The organism is Streptomyces sp. NPDC050658 (assembly GCF_044457025.1).
GTDB lineage: Bacteria > Actinomycetota > Actinomycetes > Streptomycetales > Streptomycetaceae > Streptomyces.
This window is the reverse complement of record NZ_JBITGM010000007.1, coordinates 458,385-476,139: the sequence shown is the minus strand read 5'-3', so window position 1 is coordinate 476,139 and position 17,755 is coordinate 458,385. Positions and strand designations below refer to the sequence as shown.

The 17,755-nt window shown below is 70.7% G+C and carries 19 protein-coding genes; 9 read left to right on the top strand and 10 right to left on the bottom strand.

All coding sequences use genetic code 11. The features are described from left to right. The coding region (locus tag ACIBKX_RS26030; RefSeq protein WP_399376146.1) for an electron transfer flavoprotein subunit beta/FixA family protein at nucleotides 1-536 on the bottom strand (536 nt) is incomplete at its 3' end. A 108-nt stretch (nucleotides 537-644) separates the two neighbouring features. Between ACIBKX_RS26030 and ACIBKX_RS26025 the strand changes: the two genes are divergently transcribed. The 3 genes from ACIBKX_RS26025 (at nucleotide 645) to ACIBKX_RS26015 (ending at nucleotide 2,947) form a co-directional block, all read left to right on the top strand. Next, nucleotides 645-1,376 (top strand): TetR family transcriptional regulator, encoded by a 732-nt coding sequence (locus ACIBKX_RS26025; protein WP_363276420.1) that lies wholly within the window; start codon nucleotides 645-647, stop codon nucleotides 1,374-1,376. 120 nt (nucleotides 1,377-1,496) lie between these two features. Then, nucleotides 1,497-1,904, top strand: coding sequence for a zinc ribbon domain-containing protein (locus tag ACIBKX_RS26020; protein ID WP_399376143.1), 408 nt, complete (start codon nucleotides 1,497-1,499; stop codon nucleotides 1,902-1,904). 557 nt (nucleotides 1,905-2,461) lie between these two features. After that, nucleotides 2,462-2,947, top strand: coding sequence for a hypothetical protein (locus tag ACIBKX_RS26015; RefSeq protein ID WP_363276421.1), 486 nt, complete (start codon nucleotides 2,462-2,464; stop codon nucleotides 2,945-2,947). Nucleotides 2,948-3,089: 142 nt separating this feature from the next. Here ACIBKX_RS26015 and ACIBKX_RS26010 read toward each other — a convergent pair whose 3' ends face one another. Further along, nucleotides 3,090-4,070 carry an oxidoreductase gene (locus tag ACIBKX_RS26010; protein ID WP_363276422.1) on the bottom strand — a complete coding sequence of 327 codons (981 nt, stop codon included), beginning with the start codon at nucleotides 4,068-4,070 and terminating at the stop codon, nucleotides 3,090-3,092. A 105-nt stretch (nucleotides 4,071-4,175) separates the two neighbouring features. On the opposite strand from ACIBKX_RS26010, the gene ACIBKX_RS26005 reads away from it, so the two are divergent. Then, nucleotides 4,176-4,757: a TetR family transcriptional regulator gene (locus ACIBKX_RS26005; protein WP_363276491.1), complete on the top strand. Its 582-nt coding sequence runs from the start codon at nucleotides 4,176-4,178 to the stop codon at nucleotides 4,755-4,757. A gap of 1,024 nt (nucleotides 4,758-5,781) precedes the next feature. Here the strand turns inward: ACIBKX_RS26005 and ACIBKX_RS26000 are convergent. Together ACIBKX_RS26000 and ACIBKX_RS25995 are read right to left on the bottom strand one after the other, a co-directional pair. Further along, complete coding sequence (locus tag ACIBKX_RS26000) at nucleotides 5,782-6,393, bottom strand: hypothetical protein (protein ID WP_363276423.1); 612 nt, start codon at nucleotides 6,391-6,393, stop codon at nucleotides 5,782-5,784. Between the two features lie 517 nt (nucleotides 6,394-6,910). Continuing rightward, nucleotides 6,911-8,914 carry a heavy metal translocating P-type ATPase gene (locus ACIBKX_RS25995; protein ID WP_363276424.1) on the bottom strand — a complete coding sequence of 668 codons (2,004 nt, stop codon included), beginning with the start codon at nucleotides 8,912-8,914 and terminating at the stop codon, nucleotides 6,911-6,913. Between the two features lie 104 nt (nucleotides 8,915-9,018). On the opposite strand from ACIBKX_RS25995, the gene ACIBKX_RS25990 reads away from it, so the two are divergent. From ACIBKX_RS25990 to crcB (ACIBKX_RS25975), 4 genes are read left to right on the top strand one after another with little or no spacing between them, the layout of a single operon-like run. Further along, nucleotides 9,019-9,384: a metalloregulator ArsR/SmtB family transcription factor gene (locus ACIBKX_RS25990; protein WP_363276425.1), complete on the top strand. Its 366-nt coding sequence runs from the start codon at nucleotides 9,019-9,021 to the stop codon at nucleotides 9,382-9,384. A 24-nt stretch (nucleotides 9,385-9,408) separates the two neighbouring features. Continuing rightward, the gene (gene crcB / locus ACIBKX_RS25985) at nucleotides 9,409-9,816 is read left to right on the top strand and encodes a fluoride efflux transporter CrcB (protein ID WP_363276426.1); all 408 of its coding nucleotides are present in this window, start codon (nucleotides 9,409-9,411) and stop codon (nucleotides 9,814-9,816) included. Beyond that, nucleotides 9,813-10,163 (top strand): DUF190 domain-containing protein, encoded by a 351-nt coding sequence (locus ACIBKX_RS25980; RefSeq protein ID WP_363276427.1) that lies wholly within the window; start codon nucleotides 9,813-9,815, stop codon nucleotides 10,161-10,163. Before crcB (ACIBKX_RS25985) ends, ACIBKX_RS25980 begins: the two co-directional genes overlap by 4 nt. Beyond that, nucleotides 10,160-10,534 (top strand): fluoride efflux transporter CrcB, encoded by a 375-nt coding sequence (gene crcB / locus ACIBKX_RS25975; protein ID WP_363276428.1) that lies wholly within the window; start codon nucleotides 10,160-10,162, stop codon nucleotides 10,532-10,534. Before ACIBKX_RS25980 ends, crcB (ACIBKX_RS25975) begins: the two co-directional genes overlap by 4 nt. Nucleotides 10,535-10,540: 6 nt before the next feature. Here the strand turns inward: crcB (ACIBKX_RS25975) and ACIBKX_RS25970 are convergent, their stop codons facing one another. Both ACIBKX_RS25970 and ACIBKX_RS25965 read right to left on the bottom strand, forming a co-directional pair. Continuing rightward, nucleotides 10,541-11,509: a glycosyl hydrolase family 18 protein gene (locus ACIBKX_RS25970; protein ID WP_363276429.1), complete on the bottom strand. Its 969-nt coding sequence runs from the start codon at nucleotides 11,507-11,509 to the stop codon at nucleotides 10,541-10,543. Between the two features lie 135 nt (nucleotides 11,510-11,644). Then, complete coding sequence (locus tag ACIBKX_RS25965) at nucleotides 11,645-11,992, bottom strand: tetratricopeptide repeat protein (RefSeq protein ID WP_363276430.1); 348 nt, start codon at nucleotides 11,990-11,992, stop codon at nucleotides 11,645-11,647. A 111-nt stretch (nucleotides 11,993-12,103) separates the two neighbouring features. Here ACIBKX_RS25965 and ACIBKX_RS25960 point away from each other — a divergent pair, with 111 nt between their 5' ends. Then, nucleotides 12,104-13,069 carry a pirin family protein gene (locus tag ACIBKX_RS25960; RefSeq protein ID WP_363276431.1) on the top strand — a complete coding sequence of 322 codons (966 nt, stop codon included), beginning with the start codon at nucleotides 12,104-12,106 and terminating at the stop codon, nucleotides 13,067-13,069. A gap of 31 nt (nucleotides 13,070-13,100) precedes the next feature. Here the strand turns inward: ACIBKX_RS25960 and ACIBKX_RS25955 are convergent, their stop codons facing one another. The 4 genes from ACIBKX_RS25955 to ACIBKX_RS25940 form a co-directional block, all read right to left on the bottom strand. After that, nucleotides 13,101-13,655: a dihydrofolate reductase family protein gene (locus ACIBKX_RS25955; RefSeq protein WP_363276432.1), complete on the bottom strand. Its 555-nt coding sequence runs from the start codon at nucleotides 13,653-13,655 to the stop codon at nucleotides 13,101-13,103. Between the two features lie 97 nt (nucleotides 13,656-13,752). Beyond that, nucleotides 13,753-14,445 (bottom strand): helix-turn-helix domain-containing protein, encoded by a 693-nt coding sequence (locus tag ACIBKX_RS25950; RefSeq protein WP_363276433.1) that lies wholly within the window; start codon nucleotides 14,443-14,445, stop codon nucleotides 13,753-13,755. Between the two features lie 98 nt (nucleotides 14,446-14,543). Further along, nucleotides 14,544-16,478 carry an OPT family oligopeptide transporter gene (locus ACIBKX_RS25945; protein ID WP_363276434.1) on the bottom strand — a complete coding sequence of 645 codons (1,935 nt, stop codon included), beginning with the start codon at nucleotides 16,476-16,478 and terminating at the stop codon, nucleotides 14,544-14,546. Nucleotides 16,479-16,504: 26 nt separating this feature from the next. Continuing rightward, the gene (locus ACIBKX_RS25940) at nucleotides 16,505-17,734 is read right to left on the bottom strand and encodes an ATP-grasp domain-containing protein (RefSeq protein ID WP_363276435.1); all 1,230 of its coding nucleotides are present in this window, start codon (nucleotides 17,732-17,734) and stop codon (nucleotides 16,505-16,507) included. Between the last annotated feature and the right edge of the window lie 21 nt (nucleotides 17,735-17,755).

Below are 17,755 nucleotides of genomic sequence, written 5' to 3'. Positions count from 1 at the left end.
ACCGACACCACCGCCGGCAGCGACGCCTCCAACTGCTCCGAGGCCGAGTCACCGTCCCGACGGCCCGTCACCACACCGTCCGCCACCGCCACCTCCGACAGCAGCGTCACCTGCGGCACACCCAGACGCTCCGCCAGCAGCGCCGGCACCACACCCGCCGTGCCGTCCGTCGACGCCATACCCGAGATCACCAGGTCATAGCCGGCCTTCTCGATCGCCTTCGCCAACACCAGCGACGTACCGATGATGTCCGAACCATGCAGATCGTCGTCCTCGACATGGACCGCCTTGTCCGCACCCATCGACAACGCCTTGCGCAGCGCGTCCTTCGCGTCCTCCGGACCCACCGTCAACACGGTGATCTCCGCATCATCCGCCTCGTCCGCGATCTGCAACGCCTGCTCGACCGCGTACTCATCCAGCTCCGACAGCAGGCCATCGACGTCATCACGGTCGACGGTCAGGTCATCGGCGAAGTGCCGGTCGCCCGTGGCGTCGGGCACGTACTTCACGGTGACAACGATCCTCAAGCTCACGGCGGCTCTCCTACCTCGGTGCGGTCCGTGATGCGAGCATATGGCACTCAGTACCCTGCGTAAAGGTACGTAGTGCCAAGAGGGGCTCTCCGGTGCTACGTTTCCGGCATGACTGAGGTGCGCGGACCAGCCAAGAAGGCCCCCATGCGACAGGTGCTCGCCGAGACGGCCTTCGAGCTCTTCCTCGAGCGGGGCTTCGAGCGGACCACGGTCGACGACATCGTCGCCCGCGCGGGTGTGGGGCGGCGGTCGTTCTTCCGGTACTTCCCGTCGAAGGACGACGTGGTCTTCCCGGATCACGAGCGCTGCCTCGCGGACATGAAGGCGTTCCTGGAGGCGCACGAGGGCAGCGACGACCCGGTGGGCGCGGTGTGCGACGCGGCGCGCCTGGTGCTGGGGATGTACGCGGCGAACCCCGAGTTCTCGGTGCAGCGGTACCGCCTGACGCGGGAGGTGCCGGGACTGCGTACGTACGAACTGTCCGTGGTGCGGCGCTACGAGCGGACGATGGCCGGGTATCTGGAGCGGCGCGGCGCCGAGACCCCGGACGGCGCGCTGCGCGCCGAGGTGATCGCCGCTTCCGTGGTCGCCGCGCATAACAACGCCCTGCGTTCCTGGCTGCGGTCGGGGGGCGTCGGTGACGCGGAGGCCTCGGTGGACCACGCGCTGGGACTCGTACGCGAGATGTGGGGGAGTGGGGCGGCGGAGCGTTCCGCCGGGACTGATCCCGACGACGAGGTGATCGTGATGGTCGCTCCGAAGGGCGCCCCGATGTGGCGTGTGGTGCAGCGCATCGAGTCGGCCTTCGGCGACGGCAAGGCAGGTGTCGAGCGGGTCTGAGCGCGGTCAGGACCAGGGATTCGACACTCAGTACCTTTACTGCGCGGCACTCAGTGCCATATGGTGCGGGCGTCGCCGTGACGACGCGGCGAATTCGGGCCGAGCGCAGGGGGTCGAGACATGTCCATGGTGGGAACCGGCATGGCGCCGACAGTGCACGAGGAGGCCGGACCGCGGCATGACGCGGCGTCCGGCCTGGTCTATCAGCGCTGCCGCTGGTGCCAGACGGCCTCCTTCCGGAAGCTGCTGTGCCCGGTGTGCGCGTCGAGCGACCTGGAGTCGGAGCACAGCGAGGGTTACGGCGTCGTGGTGCGCTCCAGTGTGGTGAACCGCTACACGGGCGTGGCCCGGAACGAGTCCCTCGTCCGCTTCCCCGAGGGCTTCGTCTTCCGCTGCCGGGTCGTGGGCGCCGCCCCGAACCTGATCTGGGTCGGAGCCCGCGTCCGCCCGGTGCCGGGCACGGACCCCGAAGCCGGCGAAGTGGTCTTCGAACTCTGCGACACGGACAGCCGCACGGAGTGGTTCTGAGAACGGCGAGTGGTTCTCAGGACGCGGAGTGGTTCTGAGAACAGAAAGAGGCGGAGGTCCCGCCCGGGCAGTCCTGGGCGTTGCTCCGCCTCGACCGGATCAGGAACCGACTCCGGCATGATTGAACAGCTTCACGGCCAGCGCCCACAGGGCCCTGGCGCCGAGCGCGACGGCAAGTCGTGAAGCCGCCTCACGAAACCAGCCAGCACGCTTCTCCTGGTCAGGTCGCGTTGTGACCATCCTCGTACCTCATCTCTCAGACAGTGCTGCTCTCGGGACGTCCCGTGCCCCCCGTGCGTGGTGGCGGCTCGAAAGCGGTCGTGCTGTCTGAGATGACCTTCCAAAGGTAGGGCAGCGAGCCCGGGATCGCCACCAACTCGCGGATAGTGCGGAGGTGTTGGGGAGGTGGCCGCCGATCCGCGCCGGGCGGCGTCATCCTGATCGTTCCGGGTGGATCGCCGAGCTCCGCTAGAGTTTTCGTGCTCCCTCCCCACGCACTGCCCCTGTACGTCCGCGCCTTCTCAGGGCTGCCCGCACCCGCCCCCAGGAGTCCCCCCATGAGCACGCCCGCTCCCACGACCCCGGTGTTCGTCGGGCCGGAGGAGACCGCCGCCGCCGGTGCGGGGCAGATCACCGTCGTCTGGTCGCTCGGCGGTCATACGCGGGATCTGGACGCCAACGTCATCCGGCTGGCCCCCGGCGCGAGCATCGGGGAGCACACCGAGACGCAGCTCGGCGTGCTCGTCACCGTGCTGAACGGCGCGGGTGAAGTCCGTACGCCGGACGGGACGTGGCCGCTCGCGGGCGGCGCCCTCGTGTGGCTGCCCGCCGGGACCACCCGCTCCGTGTACGCGGGGGACGCGGGGCTCGTCTACACGACCGCCCACCGCCGCCGCCCGCCCCTCGGCATCAGCCCCGCCCCCGGCTCCGACGCGGGCGAACCGGCCTGCCTGCTCGACCGCGTCTGCCCCGACTGCGGCCGCCTCGCCACGGAACGCGACGCCCGCTTCTGCGCTCGCTGCGGAACCCCGCTGGCCGAGTAGCCGCCGGCTCACCCGCCGGGCTCACGCTGCTCGATCGCGCTGGCCTCCGGCGTTGCCCGGCCCGTCACGGTGTCAGCGGCCCCGCCAGCCGGGACCGTACGTCCACCGGACCCCGTATCCGTCGCCGGAGGCACAGGGCCGGTCAGTCCACCGGCGTCGGAAACGCGAACCGGACCTCCGTCAGCTCCTCCGACAGCTCCCACAGCCGCCGGCCGGTCCCCGGGTCGGTGGCCGCGGGCGCCGCCTCCACCAGCTTGGGCCTGCCCCGCAGCTCACCCATCCCGTCCGGACCGATGAACTGGCCGCCCGCCACCGCCGGTTCGGTCGCCGCGTACAGCTGTGACCACGCGCCGCGCGCCGGGGGCTGGGCGAACAGCGGGCCAAGGACGTGGCCGAACACCACGCGCACCAGGCCGACGGGACCGTTCAACTGCAGGTTGGTGGCGGTGTATCCGGGGTGCGCGAGCACGCTGCGGACCGGGCTGCCGGCCTCCGTCAGACGGCGGTGGAGCTCAAGTCCGAAGACGGTGTTGGCGAGCTTCGACTGGTTGTAGAAGGCCATGGGCTTGTAGGCGAACTCGCCCGCGATGTCGTCGAAGTGGATGCGCCCCTGCCGGTGGTTGACCGAACTCACCGTCACCACACGGGGATCGCGCCCCGCGGTCAGCGGGTCGAGCAGCAGCCCGGTGAGCGCGAAGTGCCCGAGGTGATTGCTCGCGAACTGCAGTTCGTGGCCCTGCTCGCTCACCGACCGGGGCGGCGCCATCACCCCGGCGTTGTTGATGAGCACGTCGATGTGCCGATGGTCGGCCCGCACATGACCGGCGAAGGCCCGGACCGAGTCGAGATCGGCCAGGTCGACGCGGTGTATCTCCAGGCTGGCGTCCGGCTGTTCGGCGGTGATTTCCGCGACGGCCCGTTCGCCCTTCGCCAGGTCGCGCACCGCGAGGATCACATGCGCCCCGTGGCGGGCCAGTTCACGGGTGGTCGCAAGCCCGAGACCGCTGTTGGCCCCGGTGACGACGAACACCCGGCCGGTCTGGTCCGGAATCCGCCCGGTGGTCCAGCGCTGCTTCGTCTGCTCGTCCGTCTGCTGCCGCTGTTCCGTCTGCCGCTTCGTCATGCGGCACATGCTGCCGCTGTTGGCACTCAGTGTCAATACGATCCTGGGTGCCACGCGAGGCATGCCGTGTACGATGGTCCGGTGAGTTCCCGCCCCGCAGTGACCATGGCCGAGCGCAAGCGCCGGCTCGTCTCGAACGAACTGACCGAAGCGGCGCTGCAGTTGCTGGCCCAGAAGGGCTTCGACGCGGTGACGATCGACGAGATCGTCACGGCCGCCGGGGTCTCCCGACGCACGTTCTTCCGGTACTTCGCGTCCAAGGAGGACGTGGTCGTGCAGTTCCTGGCCGACATGGGGACCGACATCCGCGCGGAGCTGGCGGCCCGCCCCGCCGGAGAGCGCCCCTCCGAGGCGCTGCTGCGCGCGGTCCGGGTCCCCGTCGACGCCTGCGGCGACCACGCCGACCGGGCGCTGAGCGTCGTCCAGCTGATCCTCGGCACGCCCGCCCTGCGCGCCCGTTTCCTGGAGCGCCAGGCGCAGTGGCGCGAGGACCTGACGGCCGAACTCGCGCTCCGCCTGGGGCTCGACGCCGAGGTCGAGCTCTATCCCCGGCTGGCGGCCGGAATGGCGCTGAGCGCCTTCGACGCCGTGCTGCAGCGGTGGAGCGACAGCGACGGCGCCGAGGACGCGACCGAGCTGACCGACCGTGCCTTCGCCGTGATCGCACCGGCGTTGGACGCCGTCTGATCCCGGCCCGGCGCCGCAGCGGCGAGCAGGTCCAGGCGTACGGAGTCGTCGTACGGCACCACCAGAGTGCGGCTGCTTCCGGGCACCCACTGGGCCGGGACCAGGAAGAGCCGGGACTGCGACTCGACCAGGAGGCGGAGCCCCTGGTAGCGGAAGCGGTAGGGATCCTTGCCCGCTGCGGGCAGTTTCGTCTGCTCGACGCCCGCGGGCAGATCGCGGATCGGCTGTCTGGCGTACAGGACGACCTCCGGGCGGCGGGCGAGCGCGTCCGCGTCGTCGAGGGCCCGGCCCCGGCCGTACGCGGCGGCGAAACTGTTGGCCGCCCAGAACGCTCCCGCCACGACGACGACGGCGATCCAGGCCAGGGCGTGCCGGCTGAGCTGCCGCATCGTGCGCGACTCCAGCCAGGCGGCGAGCCGACCGGGATCCGGGAGCCGCGCGGGGGAGCCGCCTGCGCCGTCGCCCGTACCGTTGGTCTCGTCGTCGCTGCCGCCGTCGGCCTCCCGCCGCCGGTCCCAGCGGATCGCGACCGTGCGCAGCAGCCAGATCCCGTACGCCAGTGCCGACGCCCCGCAGCCGAGGGACGCCGGTGTCGTCGCGATGGCTTCCGTGCGCGCGACGTGCGGGACGAGAAGACCGACGACCCCCCTGGCGAATGCGAGCAGCCCGGCGACCGCGACGAGCAGCCCCGTCCAGCCGGTGACCGCGTCCCGCTCGGGCGACGAGAGCAGCCAGCGCACCACGGTGTGTCCCGCGATGACGAGCAGACTGACGATCGCGAGCAGGATGAGCGGCGGATAGACCACCTCCACGCCCTTCAGGAGCATCTCCTGCAAGGAGAGGTCGACCATGTCGAGGTAGACCCCGAAGTAGCGGAAGCGCGCCGTCGTCGCGACGTACCCGAAGTAGAACAGCAGCGTGGTCAGCACGGTGGTCGGTGCGACGACATTGGCCGCCGCCCACAGGCGCTCCCGGACCTGGACCCCCAACTGCCCCGGTTCCGGGGTGGGTTCGGGTCCGGTGGTCACGCGCCGCTCTCGCTGGGCGTGGTCTGCACGGGGCCGGTCGGCGGTTCGGTGGTCACCGGGGGACTGGAGCTTTTGCCGGTCTCGGGGGAACTGGAGCTTCCGCCGGTCTCGGGGGAACTGGAGCCGCCGCTCGGCGGAGACACCGGCCCGCCGAACTCGAAGGTCCGGCTCGAGGTGACGCGCACCGTGACGGGATGCCCGGCGGACGGGCTGTACCGCGCGTCGAGCCGCGAGCAGGGGCGGGGCGAGCGGGAGACGCATTCGGCGGTGACGTCGACGTAGAGGGTCGCCGTCGCGGCGGCGAGATCCGGGTCCCGCTGGAAGCGGACACTGCAACCGTGGCGCGGCGACCGGGACTTGGGTTCGAGCACCGTTCCGGATCCGCAGCGGTTCACCGGGTCCGTCACGCCCTCACCGATGTTCCAGCTGGCCTCGGGGGACGCGGGGATTTTGCAGGGCGCGTCGGAGAGGCTGGCCTGCGCTCCCTGCACCGAGAGCGAGGAAACCGTCACCGATATGTCGGCGTAATTGTTGACCAGGACGAAACAGGCGTCCGCGCGATAACGACCTTCGGTGTCCGTCTGATCCAGCGGATATATGTTGTCCACGGTCGGCCCCGAGATACGCGCACTTCCCGATCCTCCGCCGCCGGTCCCGCCACCGGAGGAATTCCCGGAGGAACCGCCGGAACCCGAGGAACCGTCCGAACCGGAAGACCCCCCGGATCCACCGGACCCCCCGGATCCACCGGACCCGCCTGACCCGGAGGAACCGCTGGAGCCGTTGGAACCACCGGAATTCGAGGCCCCTTCGGTACCGCCGCCCCCACTGCCCCCATCGCCGCTCCCCACGGACCCCTGCGCCCCGGAACCCGAAGAGGAACCGGTCCCCACCGCCCTGAAGATCCCGAAGAGGCCGACGATGAGCAAGAGCGCGGCCAAGGCTGCGAATATGGCATGGGTCGATCGGTTTGCGGCCATGTAAATCCCCCTTGTTTTGCAGGGATGATACGAGTCAACCCATGCCTGGAGAAGCGGCGGGGAAAGGTCACCGGAAAGCTGATGAGGTAATTCCGCTAAGCAATCCGCCACCCCACTCATTCGCCCCGCCCATTGGCCCGTCCATTCACTCCGCCGAACCGCTCCCGGCATTCCGCCAGGCCGAATCCCGCAGCAGCCGCAGCCCGTTGAGCCCCACCAGCACTGTGGACCCCTCGTGCCCCAGTACGCCCAGCGGGAGCGGCAGCGTGCCGATGAGGTCCCAGGCGACCAGGACGGCGATGAACGCCCCGGCGATCACCAGGTTCTGCAGCACGAGACCGCGGGCGCGCCGGGAGAGTGCGATTACTTTCGGCACCGTGGCCAGCTCGTCGCGCACGATGACGGCGTCGGCGGTCTCCAGGGCGAGGTCGGATCCGGCGCGGCCCATCGCGATGCCGGTGTGGGCCGCCGCGAGGGCGGGCGCGTCATTGACGCCGTCGCCGATCACCATGACCCTGCGCCCGGCTTCCGCCGCCGCGCGGACCGCCGCGACCTTGTCCTGGGGGAGGAGTCCGGCGCGTACGTCGTCGATGCCGGCCTCGGAGGCGAGCCGCCCCGCCGCGAGGGCGTTGTCGCCGGTGAGCAGCATCGGGGGCGTACCCGTCAGGGTGCCCAACGCGGCAACGGTGGCGGCGGCGTCCGGGCGGAGCCGGTCGGCGATGCCGAGGACGCCGACGGGCGTACCGTCACGCAGTACGAGGACCGCGGTCTGCCCGTCCTCGCCCGCCTGCCGCGCCCAGATCTCCGCCTTGTCCCGGAGGTCCGCGAGGACTTCACCGGAGGCGGGAGTGCCGAGCAGCCGTGCCGGGGCCCCGACCTCGACGGCCGAACCGTCGACCGTGCCGCTCACGCCGACGCCGGGCACCGAGGCGAAGTCAGCGACTGGCGGCACGTCCAGGCCGCGGGCATGCGCCGCCGCCACCACCGCGCGGGCCAGCGGGTGTTCGCTGCGGTGCTCGGCGGCGGCCGCGAGCGCGAGGAGGGCGTCGTCGGTCAGATCACTGCCGGGCAGCGGGCGCACCGACGCCACCCGAGGTGTGCCCTCGGTCAGGGTGCCCGTCTTGTCCAGGGCGACCGCGTCGACCTCGCCGAGCCGCTCCATCACGACGGCGGACTTGACCAGGACGCCGTGCCGACCGGCGTTGGCGATGGCCGAGAGCAGCGGCGGCATCGTGGCGAGCACCACCGCGCACGGCGAAGCCACGATCATGAACGTCATGGCCCGCAGCAGCGCCCCGGTCAGATCGTCGCCGAGGGCCAGCGGCACCGCGAACACGGCGAGCGTGGCGACGACCATGCCGAGCGAGTACCGCTGCTCGACCTTCTCGATGAACAGCTGCGTCGGGGCCTTCGTCTCCGAGGCCTCCTCGACCATCGCGACGATCCGCGCGATCACCGAGTCGGACGCGTCGCGCCCCACCCGCACCCGCAGCGCACCGGCCCCGTTCAGCGTCCCCGCGAACACCTCGTCACCGGCCTGCTTGGTGACCGGCAGCGGCTCGCCGGTGATCGTGGCCTGATCGACGTCACTCACACCGTCGAGCACCTCGCCGTCCGCGCCGACCCGCTCACCGGGACGTACGAGAATCACGTCGCCGACCCTCAACTCCGCGCTGCCGACGGTCTCTTCGCCGCCGCCGTCGGTGAGCCGGGTCGCCGTGGCGGGCGCCAGGTCGAGCAGGCTGCGGACCGAGTCGGCGGTCCGCGCGGTGGCGAGCGCCTCCAGGGCGCCCGACGTGGCGAAGATGACGATCAGCAGCGCGCCGTCCATGACCTGCCCGATCGAGGCCGCGCCGAGCGCCGCGACGATCATCAGCAGGTCCACGTCCAGGGCCTTCTCGCGCAGTGCCCGCAGCCCTTCGAGCGCGGGCTCCCAGCCTCCCGTCACATACGCGACGGCGTACAGCGAACCCCAGAGCCAGGAGGGCGCCCCCGTCAGCTGGAGCGGCAGCGCCACCAGGAACGCGGCGGTGGCGGCCGCGGCCCAGCGGGCCTCGGCGAGCGCGAGGACACGGGTGCGGCGGCGCGGGGCCGCCGCAGGACCGGCGGGGGATGCCTGACCGGAGGGTGCGGTGAGGGTGCTGGGCATGACGAAGGAACCCTTCACGGGGCTGGGGAACGGCGACTCCATCACCGTACAGGAATGAATGAACACTTTTTCATGTGTCCATGTGTCATCGATAGGATGACGTCATGGGCCACGGAGTCGACGACAAGAGCAGTGCCACCACACGCGATCGCCTGGACACCGTGGGGGCCGCCGACGTCGCCGCCACCCTCCAGGCCCTGGCGACGCCCTCCCGGCTGCGGATCCTCGCCCGACTGCAGGAAGGCCCTTGCGCGGCCGGCGACCTGGCCGAAGCGGTCGGCATGGAACAGTCCGCCTGCTCCCACCAGTTGCGGCTGCTGCGCAACCTCGGCCTGATCACCGGGGAGCGGCAGGGCCGATCGGTCATCTACGCCCTCTACGACCACCACGTCGCCGAACTCCTCGACCAGGCCCTCTTCCACGTCGAGCACCTGCGCCTCGGCCTGCGGGACACTCCGCCCGGCGGTTAGCCTGAGCGCGGAAGTGATCTTCGATTGAGGGAGCGCGGTGTGTGGCCCGTGGTGGCGGCAGTGGCCGTCGGCGGCGCGATCGGCGCGTCGGCGCGCTACGGCGCGGGCCTGCTCTGGCCCACCGCCCCCGACGCCTTCCCCTGGACGACGCTCCTGGTGAACGTCGTCGGCTGCGCCGTCATGGGCGTCTTCATGGTGATACTGACCGAGGTACGGACCGCCCACCGCCTGCTCCGGCCCTTCTTCGGGACCGGAGTGCTCGGCGGCTTCACCACCTTCTCGACGTACGCCGTGGACATCGAGCGCCTGGTGAGCGGCGGCCACGCCCGCACGGGCCTCGCCTATCTCGCGCTGACGGTGTGCACTGCCCTCGCGGCGGTGTGGGTCGCGGCATCGGCGACGCGCCGCCTGACCCTGCGGAGGCGACCATGACCAGGCTGACAGGACGTGCCCTGCGCGTGACGGTCTTCATCGGCGAGACCGACCTGTGGAACCGCAGGCCGCTCTACGCGGAGATCGTCCACCGGGCCCGCGCGGCGGGACTCGCCGGCGCCAGCGTCTTCCGGGGCATCGAGGGATTCGGCGCCTCGTCGCTCATCCATACGCAGCGGCTGCTCTCGCTGAGCGAGGACCTGCCGGTCGCGGTGGTGATCGTGGACGACGAGGAGAAGATCCGCGCCTTCCTGCCCCAGCTCGACGAACTGGTCACCGAGGGCCTGGTGATCCTCGACGACTGCGAGGTCATCCGGTACGTCGGCCGGGGCGAGGCGGACGGGTGAACTGGCTCTGCGTGGTGGCGGGGGCGATGATCGGCGCGCCCCTGCGGTTCCTCACCGACCGTGCCGTGCAGGCCAGGCACGACACGGTCTTCCCGTGGGGAACGTTCGCGGTCAATGTGCTGGGCAGCCTCGTCCTCGGCGTGCTCACCGGAGCCGTCGTCGCGGGCGCGGCCTCCTCGCACCTCCAGCTGTTGCTCGGCACCGGCCTGTGCGGCGCCCTGACGACGTACTCGACCTTCTCGTACGAGACGCTGCGGCTGGCCGAGGGCGGTGCCCGCTTCTACGCGGCGGCGAATACGGTGGCCAGTGTCGTGGCCGCGCTCGGCGCGGTGTTCGTGGGGGTCGCGTTCGCCGAGGCGGTGTGGGGCTGAGGCCGCTCAGCCCGTCCGCCGGGCGGCCTTCAGCGCGGACGACACCTCGGCCGCCCACCGCCAGGGCTCCGCGACACCGCCCGGCTGCGAGTTGAAGTACTCCCAGCCCATGACGCCACCGAACCCGGAATGCTTCGAACGCAGCGCGCCGATCGTCGACTTGAGGGTCGACAGGTCGACATAGCCGCTGCCGCCGTTGGACGGATCGGTGAGCGTGCCGGCCACCACTTTCTCGGCCGGGATCAGACCGCGCGCGATGACCGCGTCGTAGCTCGACGTCGACCCCATGCCGCCCCAGCCGTTGTAGAACTGGGCGTTGAACCAGGCGATGTCGGCACCCCGGCTGCGGTAGAGGTCCTCGTAGTCGAACCCGGAGAGATTCCCGCCGCCGCTCAGCGCGCTGCCCACCGGCGCGAGGGTGATCAGGAAGCCCGCGCCGAAGTCCGCGCGCAGGCTGCTGATCACCCGCTCGATCCCGGCCAGGGACATGTCCTCCTCGACGTCGAGGTCGACGCCGTCGAGCCCGTACTGCCGGATGAAGTCCCGCAACAGCGGGTAGTACGTGTCGAATTCCGTGTCCAGCCGCGTGAAGCTGCCCGGCGCCGCACCCCCGACCATGGCCAGCACATGCACGCCCTGCCCTTGCAGCGTCTTGAGGTCGCGCCACATCTGCTCGAACTTGGCGGCGTTCGGCGGGTCGTCGTTCAAGTGCACCGGGGCGTAGGGCCCGTTGACGTCATTCAGGTGTACGGCGGCGACGAGGACGTCGGTCACGCCCGTGCCGTGCTCGGTGAGGGGGAGCGGCGAGACGTACGTACCGCCCGTGTACTGCGTCTGGTAGTAGACGACGACGCGCCCGGCAGCCTTCTTCCGCCCCGCCGCCATGGCCGAACCGCCCGCCGCTGTCGCCGAACCACCTGAAACGGCGGTAGCCGCCAGGGCCCCGAGCAGAACGGTGCGCCTCTTGATACTCATGCGTCTCCCCTGTTTCCCCTGTTTCTTCTGTACCGCGGTCGCGGTCATTCTGGCGGGGGTCGGGGCACACGGCTAGGGCGCCTGCGGCCATGGCCACAGGCGCCCGAAAACCGCCTCAGGTGCGGCGCAGTCGCGTCAGAGTTCGGCGAAGTCGCCCGCGAGCGCGGCGGCCATCCGCAGATGCGGGGCGGCGTCCGCGTCCCTGCCCTGCCGCTCGAGGGTGCGGCCGAGCAGCAGCCGGGCGTACTGCTCGACCGGGTCGAGTTCGACGATCGTGCGCAGCTCGGTCTCCGCGCGCCGCAGCTGCGCCGAGTGGTAGTAGGCGCGGGCAAGCAGCAGACGCGGGGCTACCTGCTCCGGCACCTCGTCGGCCAGGTCGGCCAGGATCCGCGCCGCCGTGGCGTACTCCTTGGCGTCGAAGAACTGCTGCGCGCGCTCCCAGCGCTCGGCGGCGGTTCCGTGGCCGTAATAGGTCATCTCCACTGTTGCCTCCTTCTGAGGCGCACAACTCGTTCGGCCGCCCGGAAATTCCACGGGGCGGCGGACACGGCGCGTGCCTGACGTCCGACGCCTCGCGGGACTAGGTTGTGCGGCATGAGCAATCTTGATCGCGAGGCGGTCCCGTCCCTGTGCGGCGGTCGCGGGTTCGTCGTCGCCGAACCGGTCCGGGAACTCCTCAGCCCCCGCAAGGTCAAGCTCGGCGAGTCCACGGAGGTCCGCCGCCTGCTGCCCAACCTGGGCCGCCGGATGGTCGGCGCCTGGTGCTTCGTCGACCACTACGGCCCGGACGACATCGCCGACGAGCCCGGCATGCAGGTGGGACCCCATCCGCACATGGGCCTGCAGACGGTCAGCTGGCTGCACGACGGCGAGGTCCTGCACCGCGACTCCACCGGCAGCCTCCAGACGATCCGCCCGCGCGAGCTGGGCCTGATGACCTCGGGCCGGGCGATCTCGCACTCCGAGGAGAGCCCCAGGTCGCACGCCCGCCTCCTGCACGGCGCCCAGCTGTGGGTGGCGCTGCCCGACACCCACCGGCACACCGACCCGAGCTTCGAGCACCACGCCGAGCTCCCGCTGGTCACGGCACCCGGCATCACGGCGACCCTCATCCTCGGCTCGCTCGACGGCTCGACCTCGCCGGGCACGACGTACACCCCGATCGTCGGCGCAGACCTCGCGCTGACCGGCGGCACGGAGACCCGGCTCCCGCTGAACCCCGACTTCGAGTACGCCGTACTCGCCATGTCCGGCGAGGCGCGGGTGGACGGCGTCCCCGTACTGCCCGGCTCGATGCTCTACCTGGGCTGCGGCCGCACCGAACTGCCGCTGCACGCCGTGTCGGGCGCGGGCCTGATGCTGCTCGGGGGTGAGCCGTTCGAGGAGGAGCTGATCATGTGGTGGAACTTCGTCGGCCGTACCCAGACGGACATCGAACAGGCCCGCGCGGACTGGATGGCCAGCTCACGCTTCGGCGAGGTGAAGGGCTATGACGGCGACCGCATCCCCGCCCCGGACTTGCCGCCTGTCCCGCTGAAGCCGCGGGGACGGGTGCGCTGACCAGGGCGGTTGCCGGCTTCGGCGGGCGTGCTCAGCGCGCCGGGCGGTAGGTCGCGATGATCACCCCGCTGCTGGTCGGCCGGGCGCTGACCAGCTGGAGCTTCTTCAACGCGGCGTCGTCGGCGAACAGCTTCTTGCGTCCCTCGCCCGCCACGACCGGGTGGATCAGCAGCACCAGTTCGTCCAGCAGGTCCAGTTCCAGCAGTGAGCGCACCAGCGTCGGGCTGCCCGCGACGGTGATGTCCTTGCCCTCGCCCGCCCTGAGTTCGTTGACCGCGGTCACGAGATCGCCCTTGATCAGCGTGCTGTTCGCCCAGTCCTCGACGCCGTCCAGCGTCGAGGAGACCACGTACTTGGGCGATTCGTTGATCCACTTGGCGAAACCGGCGTCCTCACCGCTGGTCACCGTCGGCCAGTAGCCGGCCCACTCGGTGAACGTCACCCGGCCCAGCAAAATTGTGTCGGCCGTCTCCAGGGTGTCGGCCAGCGCCGCACCCATCTCCTCGTCGAACGCGAACTGCCACTGGTCCGGCGACTGGACGACACCGTCGAGCGAGACGAACAGACCCGAGACGACCTTGCGCATGATTCCTCCATGACGACTACCGGGGGTTCTCCGTCCGCCCCGGCCGGGGCGAACCGACCCCGTCGGCTACGTCATGAACACTAGGCAGGCGCCAGGATCACGTCTTGTACAGAAGCGACAGCGGCTCCGCCGTGTCCGATGCGCTCAGCTGAGTGGCGGTCCGTCCGACGTACCGCTTCAAGGACCGCGCCAGATGCGGCTGGTCGAAGTACCCGAGCCGGTGCACGACCTCCTGAGCCGACACCCCCTCCTGGACCAGCACCGCGGCCTGCCGGGCGCGGTGGATCTGGCGGATGGCGCCCTGGGTCAGGCCGGTCGCCGCGACGAAACGCCGCTGCAGGGTGCGGTCGGAGACGTCCGGGCAGGCGCCGCCGAGCACAGCAGGCACGACCGGGTCCAGGTCCACGATGTCCTCGCGCACCATCCGCCGCACGAACGCCTCGGCGTTGTCGTAGTCCGGCACATGCCAGACGGACCCCTTCAGCCACAGCGAACGCCGCGTCACGTCCGGAATCGCCGCACTGCCGCCCACCAGCCGGCTGATCGGGATATGCGGCATCGACGTCCCCAGCGCGAAACTGATCCCGAAGAAGACGGCGTCCCCGGGGACCGGAGCCCGGGATGCCTTCGCCTCCGGGCCCAGCACAGCCGCCTCCACCTGGCCCTGGTGCTCCCAGAACACCAACTCCCAGTGCGACGTCGCGACCGACATCATCTGGCCGACGTCCTCGCTGCGACTGCGCCACACCCGCTCGACGTACGGCAGCTCCGACGGCCTGCTCTCGATCATCAAGCCCACCCCGGTCCCCCTCCCGGCCCGGCACCCTGCCTCGGACCGACAGTCTGACACCCCACCGGACGCCCTCGAAGAGATCCGCCGCTGCCGTCTCACCGCGTCCTTCGCGGCTCGGTCCTCGTGGCCCGGTGCGACCAGGAGAAGACCAGTGCCATGCAGAGACCGAAGACCGCCAGCGACAGCAGCGCGTTGTCCGCACCGGACGGCAGCTGCCAGCCGGCCCAGCGCGGCACCGCCGCCGAGAGCCCGACCAGGGATTCCCCGGTGATGATCCCCGAACTGAGCAGCAGGGCACGGTCGCGCGACGCCTCCTTCGCGCCGTCGGGACGGCCGCGGGCCGCGCGCTTGAGGAGATGCCCGAGCAGCCCGCCGAGGAACAGCGGGACCGAGAGGCTGAAGGGGAGGTACATCCCGATGGCGACCGGCATCACGAAGAGCCGGAACGAGCTGCCGTACCGCTTGAGCAGCGAGTCCACGACCACCAGAGCGATCCCGATGGCGACTCCCGTCCACAGCATGCGCTCCGGGAACCGCCCGGAGCCGTACAGCCCGTCCGCCAGGTTGGCGAAGATCGCCGCCTGCGGGGCCTTGAGCGCGTCGGGGTCCGCCGTGCCGATGCCGTAACCCCGCTGGAGCAGCACCACGATCGGGGCGACGACGAACGCGAAGGCGACGACGCCGAGGAGTTGGGCGATCTGCTGCCGTCTCGGGGTCGCGCCGAGCATCGTCCCGGTGGCCAGGTGCTGCGCGGTGTCGCCCGCCGTCGCCGTCGCCGTACAGATGAACACCGAGGCCAGCAGCGCGCACAGGGCGGGCTGTGCGCCGAGGTCGAGCCTGGTGGCCGCGAAGACCAGCGAGAAGAGGAAGAAGCCGCAGATGGCCATGCCCGAGATCGGGTTGTTGGAGCTGCCGAGGAGGCCGACGACGTAACCGGAGACCGCGGCGAAGGCGATGATCAGCGTCACCGTGATGAGGGTCGCGACCAGGGCGAGCAGCACGGAGCCCACCGCCCACCACAGGAACAGGAACGTGCCGGCCGTGGCGAGCGCGAGCCACCCGAGGACCGCGCCCGTCGACAGATCGGTGTCCTCGCGCTCAGCGGTGTCGAAGGTCCCCTGCGCCCGCCGCAGCCCCGCCGCGCTGGCCCTGACCCCGCGTACGATCGCCGACCTGGCCTGCACGATCGACCAGCACCCGCCGACGATCATCGCGCCGATGCCGACGAACCGGATGTCGGAGCTCCAGGTCTGCTTGGCGAGACCGACCAGCTCATGGCTCGGCAGCCCACCCGCGTCTGCCACCAGGGGTATCGCGACCAGCCAGGAGAGGGCGCCGCCGATGAGCATGAGCGAGGCGAACCGCAGCTTCACGATCAGGCCGACCCCGACCAGGGCAAGGGAGATGTCGACGCCGCCGTAGAACACCCGGCCGCCGATGCGGGTCGCCCCCTCCACCGTTCCGGAGATGACGCCCGCGAAGCTCTGCAGCGCCTTGAACAGCGCGGCGCCGATGACGGCCAGGAAGGCGGGGCGCAGGCTGTTCCTGCCCTCGTCACCGGCGCGGGTTACCTTGGCGCACGCCACGCTCTCCGGGAAGTCCAGCTCGGGCGAGTGCCGGGTGAGTGAGCGCCGCAGCGGAATCACGCACAGCACGCCGAACGCCCCGCCGAGGGCTGCCGCGAAACTCACTTCCCAGTAGTCGAGTTGCTGACGCGCGCCGCTGAGGACCAGCGCGGGAACGGTGAAGACCACCCCGACCGCGAGGGCTTCCCCCGACGAGGCGATGGTCTGCGCGAGGTTGTTCTCGAGGAGCGTCGTGCGCCGCCGCCGGGCGGCCCGCGCGCGGATGACACCGGTGCAGATCAGGGCGGCGGGGATCGCGGCGGAGACGGCGAGCCCCGAGTAGAGGGCGAGGTAGGTGATGGCCCCCGTCAGCGCCAGGCCGATGGCGAACCCGAGCGCGACGGCCCGGCCCGTCAGCTCCGCGGGGCCGCTTCCGCCACCTGTGATCACCCGACGCCTGGCCACTCGACGTTTGCTCACCCGACGCCCGCTCACTCGACCAGTAACCGCAGCAGACCGTGCACGGCCTCCGCGTCCCGGTCGAGTTGGCGGCGGTCCTCGTGGACGAGGCGGACAAGACCCCAGGTGGTGGTCAGGTCCCGGGTCTCGGGCCAGTCCATGCCCACCTTGGCGACAAGGCGGGTCCCGTCGTACGAGGGCAGTTCACGGACCTTGTCCGCGCCCGCGTAGCCGATCACGCGCCCCGGCCGGTCGTTGATGAGGCAGCAGACGCAGTAGTGCCGGTCGAATCGGTACTCGGGCGCTCTGACGTACGTCCCGAGGAAGATGCGGATGTTCTCCTGGAAGGTGTTCAGCCCCGAGCAGCGCTGGATCATCAGCGGCGTACTGGCCCCGGGGAGCCGGTTGTTGATCTCGATGACCCTGGGGCCGCGCGAGGTCATCTTGAACTCGGTGTCGTTGATCCCGTACCCCACCTCGATCACCTCGTTCGCGGACCGGATGTACGGCAGGACGTCCAGGGCCAGCGGATCGTCGAGCGGCATCGACTTGAAGTTCCGGTAGATGCTGGGGTGTCCGTCGCGCTGGATCTTCTCGTACCTGGCGACCGACACCAGGGCCGCGGGTCCGGTGCCGTCGTGCAGGAGGTTCATGAAGTACTCGTCGCCGTCGAGGTACTCCTCGGCCAGGACCGTGTTCGCCCTGTGGCCGTACAGGTCGGGTGAGTCGAGGATCGTACGGAAGGCGTCGGCCGCCTCCCGTTCGTCCGCACAGACATAGACGTGCGAAGCCCCCGACGAGGCACTGGGTTTGAGGACGACCGGATAGCCGGTCGACTTCGCCCAGGCCAGGATGGCCATGAGGTCGTCGGACTCCTTGAAGTCGGCGCAGGCCACGCCGCCCGCCGTCCAGTACTCCTTCATGACGCGTTTGTCGGAGCGTGCCCGGATACTGCGTGTGCGGTTGCCGAGGACGCCGAGCCCGTCGGCCACCAGGTCGGTGGCGTCGAGCGCCGACTGCGTCCCCGGCACGACGGCCGCCGCGCCGTGGTCCCGGAGGAAGGCGACGGTGTCGTCGAGCGACGTGTGGCGGTAGACCTCGCGGTAGTCGCCCGGGACGAACGTGTCGATGACGTACGGAGTGTGGAACTCCTGGGTCATGACGGCGATGGGCCGGTGTCCCATCGCCGCGGCCTCGGTGCCGTAGGGCGCGGCCACCCCCACCGGATCCACGATCGCGATGGTCTTTTCCTCTTCCGGCATCGCCGGATACCCCCTCGGTCG